Raw genomic sequence first — 15,351 nt, 5'->3', positions numbered from 1 at the left:
CCCGGCCGGAGGTCTTTCCCCCGAGGCCTTCGGCCGGTGCCCGGCGTGCCGCCGGCGCGGGACCGCCGCGTACGGAGAAGGCGCTACGGCCCTGCGCCGGCGGCATCGCCCGTACCGCCCGCCACCCCCCACCTCACCTCATCTGAACCCCCACATCGGAAGAGAGGCACCCGCATGCGCACGCGCTCCCTCCTCGCCCTCGCCGGCACCGCCACGGCGCTCGCCCTCACCTGGGCCACCCCGGCCTCCGCGGCCGACGCGGTCCTGACCACCGGCAGCGCCGGCGGCACCGCGGCCGCCGTCGGCGACACCCTGACCGCACCCCTGGCCTCCGGCACCACCGCCACCTTCTACTCCAGCGCGACCGGCACCAGTGGCGTGAAGTGCACGGGCTCCCAGTTCACGGCCAAGGTCACCGGCAACCCGGCCGCGCCCGGTACGGCCACCGAGTCCGTCACCGCGCACACCTTCGACAGCAGCACCTGCTCCAGCAACGTCGCCGGTGTCCTCGGTGTCAACGGCATCACCATCAACAACCTGCCGTACTCGGCGACGATCACCTCGGCCGGCACCCTCACCGTCTCGCCCGCGAGCGGCTCCGTCATCCAGGCCACGGTGCAGCTGCGCACCCTGCTGGGCACCGTCACCTGCGTCTACCAGGCGCCCAGCCTGACCGGCAAGGCCGACAACGCCGACAGCAGCATCACCTTCACCAACCAGCAGTTCACCAAGAGCTCCGGCTCGTCGCTGTGCTTCGCCAACGGCTACTTCACGGCCAAGTACGCGCCCGTCACCGACGCCGGCGCCCGGGTCTACGTCAACTGACCGACCGGACCGTCCGGTTCAGCGGCGTCGCGGACGCCGTAGCCGGAGAACGAGGGCGGCGCCCCCGGTGAGCAGCAACACCGCGGTGGCGCCGCCCGCCAGCAGCGGCGCCGAGGGCCCCGACCCGCCGTGCGTGGCCTCCGCAACAGGAGTCCCGTCGGCGGTGGTGCTCTCGGCTCGCCCATCGCTCCTGCCTGCGCCGGGAGTTGCACTCCCCGCCGGGGGGCGCTGTGCCGACGAGGCGTGTGCGGCCGGTGAAGCCGGTACGGGGGTCGAAGCCTGTGCGGGCGCCGAAGCCGCCGGCTCCGTGGACCGCTTCGCCCCGGCGGCTTTCCAGCGCTCCGGGAACACCACGTCGGAACACGAGTAGTACGTGTCCGGCGTGCTGCTGTTCTGCCAGATCGTGTACAGCACCTGACGTCCCGTCCGGTCGGCCGGCAGCGTGGCGCTCATCCGGTACGCCCCGTCGCGCAGCGGCGGGTCCTTGACCTCGGCGAAGGGCCGCTCCGGCAGGTCCGACCAGGTCAGCGGCCTCGACGGATCGTAACCCGGCTTGGTCAGGTACAGCCGGAACGTGCCCGTGTGCGCGATCGTCGACGCATAGGTCAGCGTCAGCCGCCCGCCCGGACTCAGCCGCGTCGCCGGCCAGTCCCGCCGGGCCAGGTCCAGGCCGCGGTACGCCGGCAGGTTCCCGCTGCACAGTCTGCCGTCCGGGATCACCTTTCGGTCGCGGCCGCCCACCCCCGCCACCCGCAGGTTGTCCCAGGCGGTGAACGGAGCGCCGTTCGCCGCGATCGCGGCCCGGCAGGCCGCCGTCCGCGCGGCGCCGCCCTCGGGCGAGCAGGCGTAGACCCGGCTGACCGGGTCCGTCGGGGCTCCGTGCGCCTGGGCAGACCCCGCCGCCCACGGCAGCAGCAGCAACGGTGCGGCGGCAGCGGCCACCCTGACGCTCAGGCGGGCGGTCATCCGACTCATCCGGGACGTCTCCTCGGCGGGCGCGGGAACAGGGTATGCGGTGACCAGTACGACGCCGGCGCCCCCGGCGTTCAGCCCGATCGGCACGCCCGTGCGCGGGGGGCGTGAAAGCACCGACCGGTTCGGCTGTTTTGCGCCTGCTTCCACGTCCCGTTGAGGAGCCGGCCGTCCGCCTCGTATCGTGGCGATCATGGGGGCGGCGGTCGTCGTCCCCAGGCTGCCGGGCGCCCGCCCGCGACGAAGGGGGAATCCGATGTGGGCTCGCCCGTTGCGCCGGGCACCGAGCGTGCGGCGGGGGCGGAACGGGCCGGTGACACGTGTCGTAGCGCGTGCGCGGTACGCCGGACTCCCGTTGCCCTCAGGTGAGTTATCGTATCCAAGGGGTTAAAAACAAACCGCATGTCCTGTTCGTTAGCAGTGCGAGGAAAGGTCCCAGGATGGCGAGGCAGTTACGCGCTGAACAGACCCGGGCAACGATCATCACGGCCGCCGCCGATCTGTTCGACCGGCACGGGTACGAATCCACCAGCCTGAGCGACATCGTCGCACACGCGAAGGTCACCAAGGGTGCCCTGTACTTCCACTTCGCCGCCAAGGAGGATCTGGCCCACGCCATCCTGGAGCTCCAGGCCAAGGCCGCGCAACAGCTCGTCGCCGACGTCGAGGGTCGCGGCTGCTCCTCGCTTGAGGCCCTGATGCGCACCACGTTCGGGATCGCCCGGCTCGCCGTGGAGGACCCCGTGCCGCGCGCCGGACTGCGCCTCGCCACCGCGGACATCGCCGTACGACCGCCGCTGCGGCATCCGTTCACCGAGTGGCTGGAGTTCGCCACCCGGAAGTTCACCGGGGCCGTCAGGGAGGCCGACGTGCACGGCGATCTCGACGTCGGCGCCGTCGCCCACTCCCTCGTCTGCTTCTTCATCGGCACCCGCGTCGCCGGCCGTTCGCTGGAGCCGACCGGACGGCTGCCGCGCAGAGTCGCCGAGATGTGGCATCTGATGGTCCGCGGACTCGTCCCGGTGCACCGCCGCCCCCGCTATGTCACCCTCGCCACGCAGCTGGAGCGGGAGATCCGCACCGCCTGACCTCCGCGATACCGTGACGGACATGCCCGACACCCCCTTCGCACCCGTGATCCTCGGCAACGAACCCGGCTCCTTCCCGCACAGCGTGCTGGCCGAGCGGCACCCGGCGATCATCCGGCAGGTACGGGAGGCCTTCCCCTACGGCCCCGGGCAGCACACGGCCCTGGACGAGCTGCTGAAGAGCTGCACCCAGGGCACGGTCGAACCGCTCCCCGCCGACGCACCGGACCGGGACCGGTGGCACGGCTGGGGCCTCGCCGAGTACGCCGGCCGGTCCTGGTACGACGTGCCGTGGCTGTGGTCCGAGAGCTACTTCTACCGCCGGCTGCTGGACGCCGTCGGCTGGTTCGGCCCGGGCGCCTGGCAGGGCATCGACCCCTTCCGCCCCTTCAAACGCGCCGAACTCGACGCCCCCGAGACCGACGAGGAACTCGCCGCCCTGGACGGCCTGCGCGACCTGCCGGAGGAGGAGCGGGCCCGGGCGCTGCTGCACGGCTCGCTGTGGGGCAACCGCGCCGACCTCGGCTTCCGGCTCTCCGCCGCGGGCGCCGAGCACCGGGACCCGGCCCCCGCGCTGGTCGCCGACGACAGCGAGACCCTCTGGTCGCTGCTGCCGCCCGGCGGGACGGGCACGCTCGTGCTCGTCGCGGACAACGCGGGCCGCGAACTCGTCCCCGACCTCCTGCTGATCGCCCACCTCCTCACCGAAGGCCGGGCCGCACGGGCCGTCCTGCACGTCAAGCCGTACCCGTACTACGTCTCCGACGCCACCACCGCCGACGTGGTCGACGCCCTGCACCGGCTGTGCGCGGCCTCCGGCGCGGCCGCCGAGTACGGGCGGATGCTCTGGTCGGCCATGGCCGACGGACGGCTCACCGTCCGTGCCCATCCCTTCTCCTGCGCCCCGCTGCCCTACGCCGCGATGCCCGACGACCTGCGCGCCGAGTTCGCGGCGGCCACCCTGACCGTCGTCAAGGGCGACCTCAACTACCGCCGCCTGGTGGGCGACCGGCTCTGGCCGCCCACCACGCCCTTCCGGGAGACGACCGCCTACTTCCCAGGCCCGGTCGCCGCGCTGCGCACCCTCAAGTCCGATGTGATCACCGGGCTCACGACCGCGACCGAGGCCGCACTGGTGACGGCGGAAGGACAGAGCTGGCGGACGGGCGGCACACACGCGCTCATCCAGGTCGATCCGTCAGGCGAGGTGCAGGTGCAGCGGCAGTGACTTGATGCCGTTGATGAAGTTCGACACCAGTCGCCGGGGCGGTCCCGCGAGCCGCGGCGGCCGTGGCAGGACGCGCAGCACTTCCTCGTGCAGCAGCCGCAGTTGCAACCGCGCGAAGTGGGCGCCGAGGCACACGTGCGGGCCGTCGCCGAAGGAGACGTGCGGATTGGGGGAGCGGGCCAGGTCGAGCCGGTCCGGAGCGGTGAAGACCCGCTCGTCCCGGTTGGCCGAGGCGTGGAACACGACGACCTTGTCGCCGGCCCGGATCTCGCGGCCCGCCAGCTCGGTGTCCCGTACGGCCGTGCGGCGGAAGGTGAGTACGGGCGGATGCCAGCGCAGCAGCTCGTCGACGGCAGACGGTATACCGACGACTCCGGCGCGCAGCAGCTCGTACGCCTCCGGGTGCTCGGCCAGGGCCAGCAGGCCGCCCGGGGCCGCGCTGCGGACGGTGTCGTTGCCCGCCACGGTGAGCAGGAAGAAGAACATCTCCAGTTCACCGTCGACGAGTTCGGTGTCGTGGGCGAGTGTCGTCAGGATGTCGTCGACGGGATACCGTCTTTTGTATACGGCCAACTGCCGAACGTATGCGAACATGTCGCGCAACATCGCCGGCGACCGCGGATTCACCGGCCTCCCCGCCCCGTCCAGCACCGGCGGACCGGCCTCGTCCGGATCCTGGTAGCCGATGACCCGCTGCGTCCAGTGCAGCAGCAGCAGCCGGTCGCTCTCCGGGACGCCCAGCAGATCCGCCAGGTTCAGCAGGGCGTACTCGTCGGTGACGGCGGCCACCAGGTCCACCGTGCCGTCCCCCTCCCGCGCGGCCTCCAGGGCGCCTGCGAGCAGTGTGCGCGCCCGCTCCCGGGCGACCGCCGCGAACCGGTCGACGCGCCCCGGCGTGAAGGCACGGCTCACCAGCCGGCGCAGCCGCCCGTGCGCGGGCGGATCCTGGTTGAGCATCATCCGCCGGATGAACGGCAGATCCTCCGGGTCGGGGTCCCGGATCTGGGTCGCGCCGGCGTACGAGGAGTACGTCCCCGCGTCCTTCAGCACGCGTACGACGTCCGCGTGCCGGGTCACCGCCCGGAAGCCGGGCCCGGCCGGCCAGCCCAGCACCTCCGGTTCCTCCTGCCAGGCCACCGGATGGTGGTCGCGCAGCACGCGGTAGTCGTCGTACGGGATACCGGTGGCGTACCGGCGGGGGTCGAAGACGTCCGGGACCGGCGGCGCCGCGCGCACGCTCACGCCGGCTCGCCCGCGTGCGCCCCGGCCGCCCGGTCCGGCTCTTCCGCCCCCTCCGCCGCGTCCTCCCGCAGGAAGTCCTCGACGGTACGGATCAGCTCCAGCGGGGTCTCGTCCATGGCGTAGTGGCCGGCGCCGGACAGCACGGCGAGCCGCGCGCGGGGGTACCAGGTCATCCAGGTCTGCCGCATGACCTCCGGCGACAGCGCCGGATCGAGCGCGCCGGCCACGGCGAGCGCCGGCACCTCGCTGCCCACGACGTCGGCGGTGAAGTCCTCGCCCGCCCACGAGTCCAGCCAGGCCCGGAACGCCTTGGGGTCGCTGCGCTCCAGCGAGCGGCCGACCATCCGGTCCAGCCAGGCGGCGGGCCGCCGGCCACCGGTGGTGACGTCGATGATCGCGCGCCGGTTCTCCGTCCGGTGCGCCGCGTCCGCGAACAGCGCCGCCTGCTCACCGGCCAGCGGCATGCCCGAGGCGGGCACCGGCGAGACACCGGCGATCCGGCGCACCCGGTGCGGGGCCACGGCGAGCAGCCGCTGCGCCACCGCGCCGCCCATGGAGTGCCCGATCACCGAGAACCGCTCCCAGCCGAGCCGGTCCGCCAGCTCCACCAGGTCCACGGCCGCCTCGGCCGTCGTGTACGCGCCCGTGGCGTCCCGGGCCTCGCCGTACCCGCGCAGATCGACCAGCGCGTAACTGAAGGACGTGCGGTCGAGGTCCGGCAGGACGGCCGCGTAGGCGGACCGGTCGGCGAACCAGCCGTGCACGGCGAACACCTTGTGGGCGCCGTCGCCGTGCACCTCATGGGGCAGAGGGAAGGAGGTCATGCGCCTACCGTGGCCCCCGCGCGCGGGCACGGCAAGGGAGCCAACGCCACAACCCCCCACCGGAGTTCCAGGTTTCGCGGGCGGTTCACGCGATGGTGTGATCATGTGCTCCCGGGCGGATGGGGGTCGGGGACCCCGGGTAGTGCCCGGCCATGACGCAGCCGTTCGAACTCCCGCACTTCTACATGCCGTACCCCGCGCGGCTCAACCCGCACCTGGAGGAGGCCCGGGCCCACTCGACCGCGTGGGCCCGGGAGATGGGCATGCTGGAGGGCTCCGGAATCTGGGAACAGGCCGACCTGGAGGCGCACGACTACGGCCTCCTGTGCGCCTACACCCACCCCGACTGCGACGGACCCGCTCTCTCGCTGATCACCGACTGGTACGTGTGGGTGTTCTTCTTCGACGACCACTTCCTCGACATGTACAAGCGCACCCAGGACCGCGCCGCCGGAAAGGCGCACCTGGACCGCCTGCCGCTGTTCATGCCGCTCGACCTCGCCACCCCCGTGCCGGAACCGGAGAATCCGGTGGAGGCCGGGCTGAAGGACCTGTGGGCGCGGACGGTGCCGTCGATGTCCGTGGACTGGCGCCGCCGCTTCTCCGTCGCCACCGAGCACCTGCTCAACGAGTCGATGTGGGAGCTGTCCAACATCAACGAGGGGCGGATCGCCAATCCGGTGGAGTACATCGAGATGCGCCGCAAGGTCGGCGGCGCCCCCTGGTCGGCCGGGCTCGTGGAGTACGCGACCGCCGAGGTACCCGCCGCGGTCGCCGGCACCCGGCCGCTGCGCGTCCTCATGGAGACGTTCTCCGACGCCGTCCACCTGCGCAACGACCTGTTCTCCTACCAGCGCGAGGTCGAGGACGAGGGCGAGAACAGCAACGGCGTGCTCGTCCTGGAGAAGTTCTTCGGCTGCACCACACAGGAGGCCGCCGACACCGTCAACGACGTCCTCACCTCCCGGCTGCACCAGTTCGAGCACACCGCGCTGACCGAAGTCCCGGCCGTCGCCCTGGAGAAGGGACTGACGCCCGGTGAGGCCGCCGCGATCGCCGCCTACACCAAGGGACTCCAGGACTGGCAGTCCGGCGGCCACGAATGGCACCTGCGCTCCAGCCGCTACATGAACAAGGGCGCGCGGTCCGGCTCGCCCTGGCAGCTGAGGAGCGGCCCCGGCACCTCCGCCGCCGACATCGGTGCGCTCCTCGCCTCGGCCGCCCAGGATCGCCTGCGCGCCTACTCGCACGTGCCGTACCAGAAGGTCGGCCCGTCCCGCATCCCCGACCTGTACATGCCCTACCGGCTCCGGCTCAGCCCCCACCTCGACCGGGCCCGCGGCCGCCTCGTCGACTGGTGCCACCACATGGGCATCCTCCAGGAGGGCGTCTGGGACGAGGACAAGCTCGCCGCGTACGACCTCGCGCTGTGCTCCGCCGGCCTGGACCCGGACGCCACACCGGAGGCCCTCGACCTCAGCGCGCAGTGGCTCGCCTGGGGAACCTACGGCGACGACTACTACCCGCTCGTGTACGGCCACCGCAGGGACCTGGCCGCCGCCCGGCTGACCACGGCCCGGCTGTCGCAGTGCATGCCGGTCGAGGGCGAGCCGGCCGTCGTCCCCGGCAACGCCATGGAACGCGGGCTGATCGACCTCTGGACGCGCACCACGGCCGCGATGACCGCCGACCAGCGGCGCACCCTCAAGGCGTCCGTGGACGTGATGACCGAGAGCTGGGTGTGGGAGCTGTCCAACCAGCTTCAGAACCGCATCCCCGACCCGGTCGACTACCTGGAGATGCGCCGCGCCACCTTCGGCTCCGACCTCACCCTGAGCATGTGCCGCATGGGCCACGGACCGGCGGTCCCGCCGGAGGTGTACCGCAGTGGTCCGGTGCGCTCGCTGGAGAACTCCGCCATCGACTACGCGTGCCTGCTCAACGACATCTTCTCGTACCAGAAGGAGATCGAGTACGAGGGCGAGATCCACAACGCCGTCCTGGTCGTGCAGAACTTCTTCGGCGTGGACTATGCGGCCGCGCTCGCCGTCGTCCACGACCTGACGACCCAGCGCATGCAGCAGTTCGAGCACGTGATCGCACACGAACTGCCGGTCCTCTACGACGACTTCCGGCTCTCGGAGGAGGCACGGGCCGCCATGGACGGTTATGTGCTCGACCTGCAGAACTGGCTGGCCGGCATCCTGCACTGGCACCGGAACGTCGACCGCTACAAGGCCGAGTGGCTCGGCCGCCGCGCCCACGGCTTCCTGCCCGACCGGGCACCCGCCGTGCCCGCCCTGGCGCTCGGCTGACGGTCGCCGAATCTTCTCGTCCGGAATCGGGCATTCAGGGAACTTCGGTGAGTCCTCGGGAGTCTTGTGGAGTAAGGGGAACAACGGACCACGAACACACGGGGGTGTTCGGCCTTGACCGAGACCATCGAGAGGCTCACCGGAGAGACCACGGGGGCCGGCGCAGGGGAGCGGGAGAGGACGCCCGAGACGGCGCCCGGGACCTACGGACTGACGCCGTACATCGCGCCGTTGACCGTGCCACCGGTCCTGCGGCCCGCCGCCGGCGACGTCCTGCGCGAGACCGAGGTCGCCCTGCGCCCGGCCTGGGTGCGCCTGCACCCGCAGTTGCCGCCGACCCTGATGTGGGGCTACGACGGACACGTCCCGGGCCCGACCATCGAGGTGCGGCGCGGCCGGCGGGTCCGCATCGCCTGGACCAACCGCATCCCCAAGGACAGCGAGTACCCGGTCACCTCCGTGGAGGTGCCGCTGCGCACCGACGGCCGCCCGCAGGCCACCACCGAGCCCGGCCGCGAGGGCGTCGAGCCGAACAAGGACGTCGCCGCCCTGCCCGCCTGGTCGGTGACCCACCTGCACGGCGCGCAGACCGGCGGCGGCAACGACGGCTGGGCGGACAACGCCGTGGGCTCCGGCGACGCCCAGCTGTCGGAGTACCCGAACGACCACCAGGCGGCCCAGTGGTGGTACCACGACCACGCGATGAACATCACCCGGTGGAACGTGATGTCGGGCCTGTACGGCACCTACCTGGTGAGGGACGACGAGGAGGACGCCCTCCACCTGCCCTCCGGCGAGCGGGAGATCCCGCTCCTCATCGCCGACCGCAACCTCGACACCGACGAGGACGGCCGCCTCAACGGCCGGCTGCTGCACAAGACGGTGGTCGTCCAGCAGCGCAACCCGGAGACGGGCAAGCCGGTCTCCGCCCCGTTCACCGGCCCGTACACCACGGTCAACGGCCGTATCTGGCCGTACGCCGACGTGGACCCGGCCTGGTACCGGTTCCGGCTGGTCAACGCCTCCAACGCGCGCATCTTCGAGCTCGTCCTGATCGACGAGGACGGCGAGCCGGTGCCGGGGACCGTCCACCAGATCGGCAGCGACGGCGGCCTGCTGCCGCGCCCGGTGCCGGTCGACTTCGACGCGGAGCTGCCCGCCCTGACCGCCGCGCCGGCCGAGCGCTTCGACCTGCTGGTGGACTTTCGCGGGCTGGCCGGACGGACGCTCCGCCTGGTCAACAAGGGCCCGAACCAGCCGGCGGGCGTGCCCGACCCGGCCGGAGACGTGCCCTGCCCGCCTGTGCTGGAGTTCCGGGTCGGCGAGAGCTGTGAGGAGGACACCTTCGAACTGCCCGAGGTGCTCTCCGGCTCCTTCCGCCGCCTCACCCACGACATCCCGCACGGCCACCGCCTGATCCTGCTCACCCCGCCCCCCGCCAAGGGCGCCGGCGGGCACCCGGAGATATGGGAGATGACCGAGGTCCAGGACACCGCCGGTCTCCAGCTCCCGGCCGACGGCATCGTCCAGATCACCGGACCCGACGGCACCACGAAGACGTACCGGCGCACCGCGCGGACGTTCAACGACGGGCTCGGCTTCACGATCGGCGAGGGCAGCCACGAGCAGTGGAGCTTCCTCAACCTGGGGCCCGTCGTCCACCCCATGCACATCCACCTGGCCGACTTCCAGCTGCTGGGCCGGGACGCCTACGACGTCTCCGGCTTCGACCCGGCGGCAGGCGGCACCCGCACCCCGATCCGCTACGACGCGGCGACGACGATCCCGCTCGCGCCCAACGAGCGCGGCCACAAGGACGTCTTCCGGGTCCCGGGCAGCCAGATGCTGCGGGTCATGGGCCGCTTCGACGGCGCGTACGGCCGGTTCATGTACCACTGCCACCTGCTGGAGCACGAGGACATGGGCATGATGCGGCCCTTCGTCGTCATGCCGCCCGAGGCCCTGAGGTTCGACCACGGCGGGGCGCACGGCGGCCACGGCGAGGGCCACACGGGCTGAGGCCGGGCGAGGGTCACACCGGCAGGGCGGCCCGGGCCGCCGCGTGCTCGACCGCGGCTCGCGCCAGTGCCCGGATCATCGGGTGCGGGTGGGAGCCGTCGCCGGCCAGCTCGGGCTGGAACAGCGAGGCCAGGAAGAACGGATGGCCGGGCAGCTCGGCCATCCGGACATGACCGTCCTCGTCGTGGCCGGAGAACCGCAGCCCGTGGGCGCGGAGCGTGTCGAGGTGGCGGGAGGGGCCGTAGGCGCAGAAGTACCGCTCCACCGTGCGCGCCGAGCCGATCACCGACGCGGCCAGCGAGCCGGGCTCGATCGTCACCGCGGCCTCGTGGCCCACCAGCGAGCAGGCCAGCGGCTCGATGAGCGGATCCGCGGCGGCCGGGTCGTTCTCGGCGTGCGCGACACCGGTCAGCCCGCACACGTTCCGGGCGTACTCCAGCAGCGCGTGCTGGAAGCCGCCGCACGTGCCCAGGAAGGGGATGCCCTCCTCGCGTGCGGTGCGCACCGCCGCGAGGACACCCGCCTCGCCGCGGTACGGGCTGCCCGGCAGCACCCACACGGCGTCGAACCCGCGCACCGCGCCCTCGTCCTCGGCGTCCTGCGAGGGGATCCAGTACGCGTCCAGGACCAGCCGGTCGCGGGCGGCCAGGGCGTCCAGCAGGAGCGGGACGCGGGTGTGCGAGACGACGTGCGGGGAGCGGTCCCCGACGAGGGCGAGGGTGGCTGTGTTCGTCATGGCCACCATCCTCGGTATGCCGGGCCGTTCACGTCCAACGATGGTTTGTGCACGGTCGATAAGCATCCCTGATGCAGTGGGATGCTGGGCGGCATGGACCCGCATCTGCTGCACACGTACGTCACCGTGGCGCGTCTCGCCTCCTTCTCGGAGGCCGCGCGCGAGCTGGGCTACACCCAGTCCGCGGTCTCCCAGCACATCGCCGCCCTCGAACAGGACCTGGGCACGCCCCTGCTGACCCGCCGGCCGGTAGCGCCCACCGCCGCGGGCGAGCGGCTGCTCGAGCACGCGGGTCCGCTGCTGCTGCGGCTCGACGCGGCCCGCGCCGACGTCGTCCGCATGGCCGCCGCGCCCCAGCACGGCCTGACCCTCGTCACCACCGCGACCGCGCTCGGCCCCGCCGTCCTCGGCGCGCTCCCGCCGGCCGGCGTCACCCTGCGCGTCCTCACCCGCGCGGAGATCCCCGCCGCCGTCGCCACCGGCACCGCCGACCTGGGCCTCGTCGACGGGCTGGCCGCGCCGAGCGATCCGCTGCGGCTGCCCGACGTGGCACCGCTGACCACGTACGGCGTCGCCGAGGAGCCCGTCAGTGTCCTGCTGCCAGCCGGACACCCCCTCGCCGCCCGCCCCGGCCTGCGCCTCGGCGACCTCCGCGACGCCCGCTGGCTCGACGCGCCCGACGCGGCCCTCCCGCTCGCCCACCTGCGCACCGCGACCGCCGGCGGCGCCTTCCGGGCCGCCCTGCGCTACGAGGGCACCGACGTCCGCACCCTCACCGCCCTCACGGCCGCCGGACACGGCCTCACCCTGCTGCCCCGCTCGGCAGCCACGGCCCACCCCGGCACGACCGCCGTCCCCCTCACCGCCCCCCGCCTCGTCCACCGCACCGAACTCCTCCACAGCGGCAGCCCCGGTGGCGCGGCGGCGGAGGTGATGCGGCGGCTGGTGGACGGAGGGTGACGGCGGTGCGGGTCACGCCCACGGCCATGACTACCCTCGGCCACCCTTCGGCCATTCTCACTCGTTCGTGTCTCGTCGCGGACCGTCGCCCCGGGTAGAGCACCAGCCGGAGGCGAGCGAACCATGGAACAGACTGCGTTGCGGCCCAAGCCGATGCCAGGTCAGGACCGGCGGGAGGACGGGACCCCGGGCCCCGCCCGCCGGCCGCATGCCGCGCCCCGGCGCGGACGGCGGTTGCGGACCCTGCTGTTCGGCCTGTGCGCCGGCATGGTGCTAATGCTCTCCGGCGTCGGCATCGGCACGGTCGGGGCCACGGTGATCGGCATGAGCAGACTCGCCGAGCTGCAGCGCAAGGCCCCGCCCGCCCCCTCGGCCGACGCCGCCCCCGCGGCCACCTCCGCCCCCGCCCCGGCCGAGCCCGGCGCGACACTGGGCGTGGAGGCCGTCGACGCGGAGAAGGCGGGCGCACTGGTGGTGGGCGTGCACGTGCCCGGCCCCGGCTACGCGGCCGGCCTGGTCCGCGGGGACGTCGTGCTGCAACTCGGCGCGGCCCGCGTCGACACCGCCGCCGACCTCGCCCGCGCCGTCACCCGGGCCCGGCCCGGAAAGGCGCTGCTCCTCACCGTGCGCCACAGCAGCGGCGGCTACCAGCAGTTGACGGTGACCCCCGCGGTGGTGATCTGACCGAGCCGCGCCCCGCCCGGGGCCGGACCGCCTCCGGAGGACCGGGTGCCGAGGCAGGAGCGACACCGGGAAGCCGGCCGCGGGCCCATGGCACCGGCGCCTGCCGTCTCGTACACACCGGGAAACCCGCTGGTCACCGTCCGTCCCGCGCGTCATCATGGGCCCATGCCGAGCCGCTTCCCCCCGGACCGCGGGACACCGGACCGCGGGACCGGCTCGCGTCGCCCCGCCCGGGCGGGCAGGATGCTGCCCGAGACGCCGTCGCCCCGTTTCCTCACCCGTGCCCGGAGGCCCGGATGACCGGTACCACGCCCGCGCCCTTCACCGCCGCCGACTACAGCGCCCGCATGGAGCGCGCCGCGCGCGCCGCCGCCGACGCCGGCCTCGCCGGGCTCCTCGTGGCCCCGGGGCCGGACATGGTGTGGCTCACCGGCTACACGCCCACCGCGGTCACGGAACGGCTCACCGTGCTGGTCCTCGCCCCCGGCCGGGACCCCGTGCTCGTCGTGCCCACCCTGGAGGCCCCGGACGCCGGGCAGGCGGCCGGTGCCACCGCGCTGACCCTGCGCGACTGGACCGACGGCAAGGACCCCTACGCCGTCACCGCCGGCCTCCTCGCCGACCGCGGCCGGTTCGGTATCAGCGACAACACCTGGGCGATGCACCTGCTGGGCCTCCAGCGGGCCCTGCCCGACACCTCCTACGCCTCCCTCACCGACGCCCTGCCCATGCTCCGCGCGGTGAAGGACGCGGCCGAGCTGGAACTCCTGGCAGCCGCGGGAGCGGCTGCCGACGCAACGTTCGAGGCGATCCGGAAGGTTCCCTTCGCCGGCCGCCGCGAGTCCGACGTCGGCCACGACCTCGCCGGCCTGCTGCGCCGCTTCGGCCACTCCCAGGTCGACTTCACGATCGTCGGCTCCGGCCCGAACGGTGCCAACCCGCACCACGAGGTCGGGGACCGCGTCATCCGGCCCGGCGACATGGTCGTCCTCGACTTCGGCGGCCTGAAGGACGGCTACGGCTCCGACACCACCCGCACGGTCCACGTCGGCGAGCCGACCGAGGAGGAGCGCCGGGTCCACGACGTCGTGCGCGCCGCCCAGGAGGCCGGCTTCCAGGCCGTACGCCCGGGCGCGGCCTGCCAGGAGGTCGACCGCGCCGCCCGCGCGGTGATCGCGGACGCCGGGTACGGCGAGTACTTCATCCACCGCACCGGGCACGGCATCGGCGTCACCACGCACGAACCGCCGTACATGATCGAGGGCGAGGAGCAGCCGCTGGTGCCCGGCATGTGCTTCTCCGTGGAGCCCGGCGTCTACCTGCCCGGCCGCTTCGGGGTGCGCATCGAGGACATCGTCACGGTGACCGAGGACGGTGGCCGCCGCCTCAACAACACCAGCCGTGAGATGGTCATAGTGGACTGAGAGGACCGAGGAGACCCACTCACGACGACACCCGGAACGGCGACGTGCGACCCATGACCCAGGCACCGACACCCACCGCGGGAACCGTCCGCAGACTGGTCCGTTCGCTGCTCGAGGAGGGCGGCGGCGACGGCACCGGGGGACCCGATGTGCGGCCCGTGACCGAGGAGCGCGAGCACACCTGGTGGATCGGCAGCCGCCATGTGCTGCGCCTCGCGCCCGACCGCGAGGCCTCCGTCCGCCGCCGCCGGGAACTGCGCCTGCGCGACCTGGTCCGCCCGCATGTGCCCGTCGCCGTTCCGACCAGCGTCGCGCACGGCGACTGGGCGCCCGGCCTCGCCTACACGCTCGACACCCGGGTGCCCGGCGGCACGGCCGACGAGTACGACGTCTCCGCCGTCGGCGAGGCCGATCTGGCAGGCCTGCTGAGCGGGCTGCGCGCGGTCCCCGCACGCCAGGCGGAGGCGCTCGGCGTGCCGCGCACGGCGCCGCGCTCCCTGGAGGCGCTGCGCCGGATGGCCGTGCACGCGGCCGAACGGCTCGCCGCCGCCGACGAGTTCGAGGCCGCCCGGCTGCAGCAGCTGACCCCGCCCGGCGCGGCCCAGCTCGCCGCGCAGCCCGGTACCGCCGTCCTGACCCACCACGGGCTGACCGGCGCGCACGTGGTGGTCAGCGCCGACGGCCGGGTGCGCGGCATCCTGGACTGGACCGCTGCGGCCCTCGGCGACCCCGCCGAGGACATCGCCGGACTCGCCGTCGCGGTCGGCTCCCCGGCTGCCGTCCGGGCCGCCACCCTCGCCGGCTACGGCGCCCGCCCCTGCCTGCGCGGCCTGTGGCTGGCCCGCTGCGACACCGTCATCCGCCTCACCGACCACCTGGAGGGCCGCACCGGCGGCTCCCTGTCCCTGCTGCGCACCCAGCTGCGGCGCGCCTGGGAGCCGATCCTGCTGGAGCGGGTGACGGACTTCCAGGAGGACGAGCCGGAGCCCTGACACGGCCCCAGAGCCCCGCAGGGCCCTGTCCCGGACCGCGGG

Annotated in this window: 13 protein-coding genes; 9 read left to right on the top strand and 4 right to left on the bottom strand. The window is 73.4% G+C overall.

Going from position 1 to position 15,351, the window contains the following annotated elements:
* The first annotated feature begins 174 nt into the window (after positions 1-174).
* Positions 175-825, top strand: coding sequence for a Tat pathway signal sequence domain protein (locus ACIP4Y_RS10010; RefSeq protein WP_401390228.1), 651 nt, complete (start codon positions 175-177; stop codon positions 823-825).
* Positions 826-843: 18 nt separating this feature from the next.
* On the opposite strand, the gene ACIP4Y_RS10005 is transcribed toward ACIP4Y_RS10010, so the two are convergent.
* A complete protein-coding gene (locus tag ACIP4Y_RS10005) occupies positions 844-1,800 on the bottom strand; it encodes a lytic polysaccharide monooxygenase (protein WP_401390225.1) in 957 nt (318 codons plus the stop codon).
* A 437-nt stretch (positions 1,801-2,237) separates the two neighbouring features.
* Between ACIP4Y_RS10005 and ACIP4Y_RS10000 the strand changes: the two genes are divergently transcribed.
* The gene (locus ACIP4Y_RS10000; protein WP_401390222.1) at positions 2,238-2,885 is read left to right on the top strand and encodes a ScbR family autoregulator-binding transcription factor; all 648 of its coding nucleotides are present in this window, start codon (positions 2,238-2,240) and stop codon (positions 2,883-2,885) included.
* 22 nt (positions 2,886-2,907) lie between these two features.
* Positions 2,908-4,113, top strand: a complete 1,206-nt coding sequence (locus tag ACIP4Y_RS09995; RefSeq protein WP_401390219.1) for a damage-control phosphatase ARMT1 family protein — start codon at positions 2,908-2,910, stop codon at positions 4,111-4,113.
* On the opposite strand, the gene ACIP4Y_RS09990 is transcribed toward ACIP4Y_RS09995, so the two are convergent.
* Together ACIP4Y_RS09990 and ACIP4Y_RS09985 are read right to left on the bottom strand one after the other, a co-directional pair.
* Positions 4,084-5,355 (bottom strand): cytochrome P450, encoded by a 1,272-nt coding sequence (locus tag ACIP4Y_RS09990; protein ID WP_401390216.1) that lies wholly within the window; start codon positions 5,353-5,355, stop codon positions 4,084-4,086. The genes ACIP4Y_RS09995 and ACIP4Y_RS09990 overlap by 30 nt on opposite strands.
* A complete protein-coding gene (locus tag ACIP4Y_RS09985) occupies positions 5,352-6,179 on the bottom strand; it encodes an alpha/beta fold hydrolase (RefSeq protein ID WP_401390213.1) in 828 nt (275 codons plus the stop codon). The genes ACIP4Y_RS09990 and ACIP4Y_RS09985 overlap by 4 nt, the downstream gene beginning before the upstream one ends.
* 152 nt (positions 6,180-6,331) lie before the next feature.
* On the opposite strand from ACIP4Y_RS09985, the gene cyc2 reads away from it, so the two are divergent.
* Both cyc2 and phsA read left to right on the top strand, forming a co-directional pair.
* On the top strand, positions 6,332-8,494 hold the full coding sequence (cyc2, locus tag ACIP4Y_RS09980) for a germacradienol/geosmin synthase Cyc2 (RefSeq protein WP_401390210.1): 2,163 nt from the start codon (positions 6,332-6,334) through the stop codon (positions 8,492-8,494).
* 114 nt (positions 8,495-8,608) lie between these two features.
* Positions 8,609-10,513: an O-aminophenol oxidase PhsA gene (gene phsA / locus ACIP4Y_RS09975; protein WP_401390207.1), complete on the top strand. Its 1,905-nt coding sequence runs from the start codon at positions 8,609-8,611 to the stop codon at positions 10,511-10,513.
* Positions 10,514-10,526: 13 nt separating this feature from the next.
* Here phsA and ACIP4Y_RS09970 read toward each other — a convergent pair whose 3' ends face one another.
* Positions 10,527-11,249 carry a hypothetical protein gene (locus ACIP4Y_RS09970; protein WP_401390204.1) on the bottom strand — a complete coding sequence of 241 codons (723 nt, stop codon included), beginning with the start codon at positions 11,247-11,249 and terminating at the stop codon, positions 10,527-10,529.
* Between the two features lie 93 nt (positions 11,250-11,342).
* Here ACIP4Y_RS09970 and ACIP4Y_RS09965 point away from each other — a divergent pair, with 93 nt between their 5' ends.
* The 4 genes from ACIP4Y_RS09965 (at position 11,343) to ACIP4Y_RS09950 (ending at position 15,309) form a co-directional block, all read left to right on the top strand.
* Positions 11,343-12,209, top strand: a complete 867-nt coding sequence (locus ACIP4Y_RS09965; protein ID WP_401390201.1) for a LysR family transcriptional regulator — start codon at positions 11,343-11,345, stop codon at positions 12,207-12,209.
* Positions 12,210-12,332: 123 nt separating this feature from the next.
* Complete coding sequence (locus ACIP4Y_RS09960) at positions 12,333-12,893, top strand: PDZ domain-containing protein (protein ID WP_401390198.1); 561 nt, start codon at positions 12,333-12,335, stop codon at positions 12,891-12,893.
* 296 nt (positions 12,894-13,189) lie between these two features.
* Positions 13,190-14,317, top strand: coding sequence for an aminopeptidase P family protein (locus ACIP4Y_RS09955; RefSeq protein ID WP_401390196.1), 1,128 nt, complete (start codon positions 13,190-13,192; stop codon positions 14,315-14,317).
* A 53-nt stretch (positions 14,318-14,370) separates the two neighbouring features.
* A complete protein-coding gene (locus ACIP4Y_RS09950) occupies positions 14,371-15,309 on the top strand; it encodes a phosphotransferase family protein (protein WP_401390194.1) in 939 nt (312 codons plus the stop codon).
* Positions 15,310-15,351 lie beyond the last annotated feature (42 nt).

The sequence above is a fragment of the Streptomyces sp. NPDC088810 genome (assembly GCF_044750305.1).
In the GTDB taxonomy this organism is placed as follows: domain Bacteria; phylum Actinomycetota; class Actinomycetes; order Streptomycetales; family Streptomycetaceae; genus Streptomyces.
The sequence above is the reverse complement of the archived record's forward strand: the minus strand, read 5'-3'. Positions and strand labels throughout refer to the sequence as shown.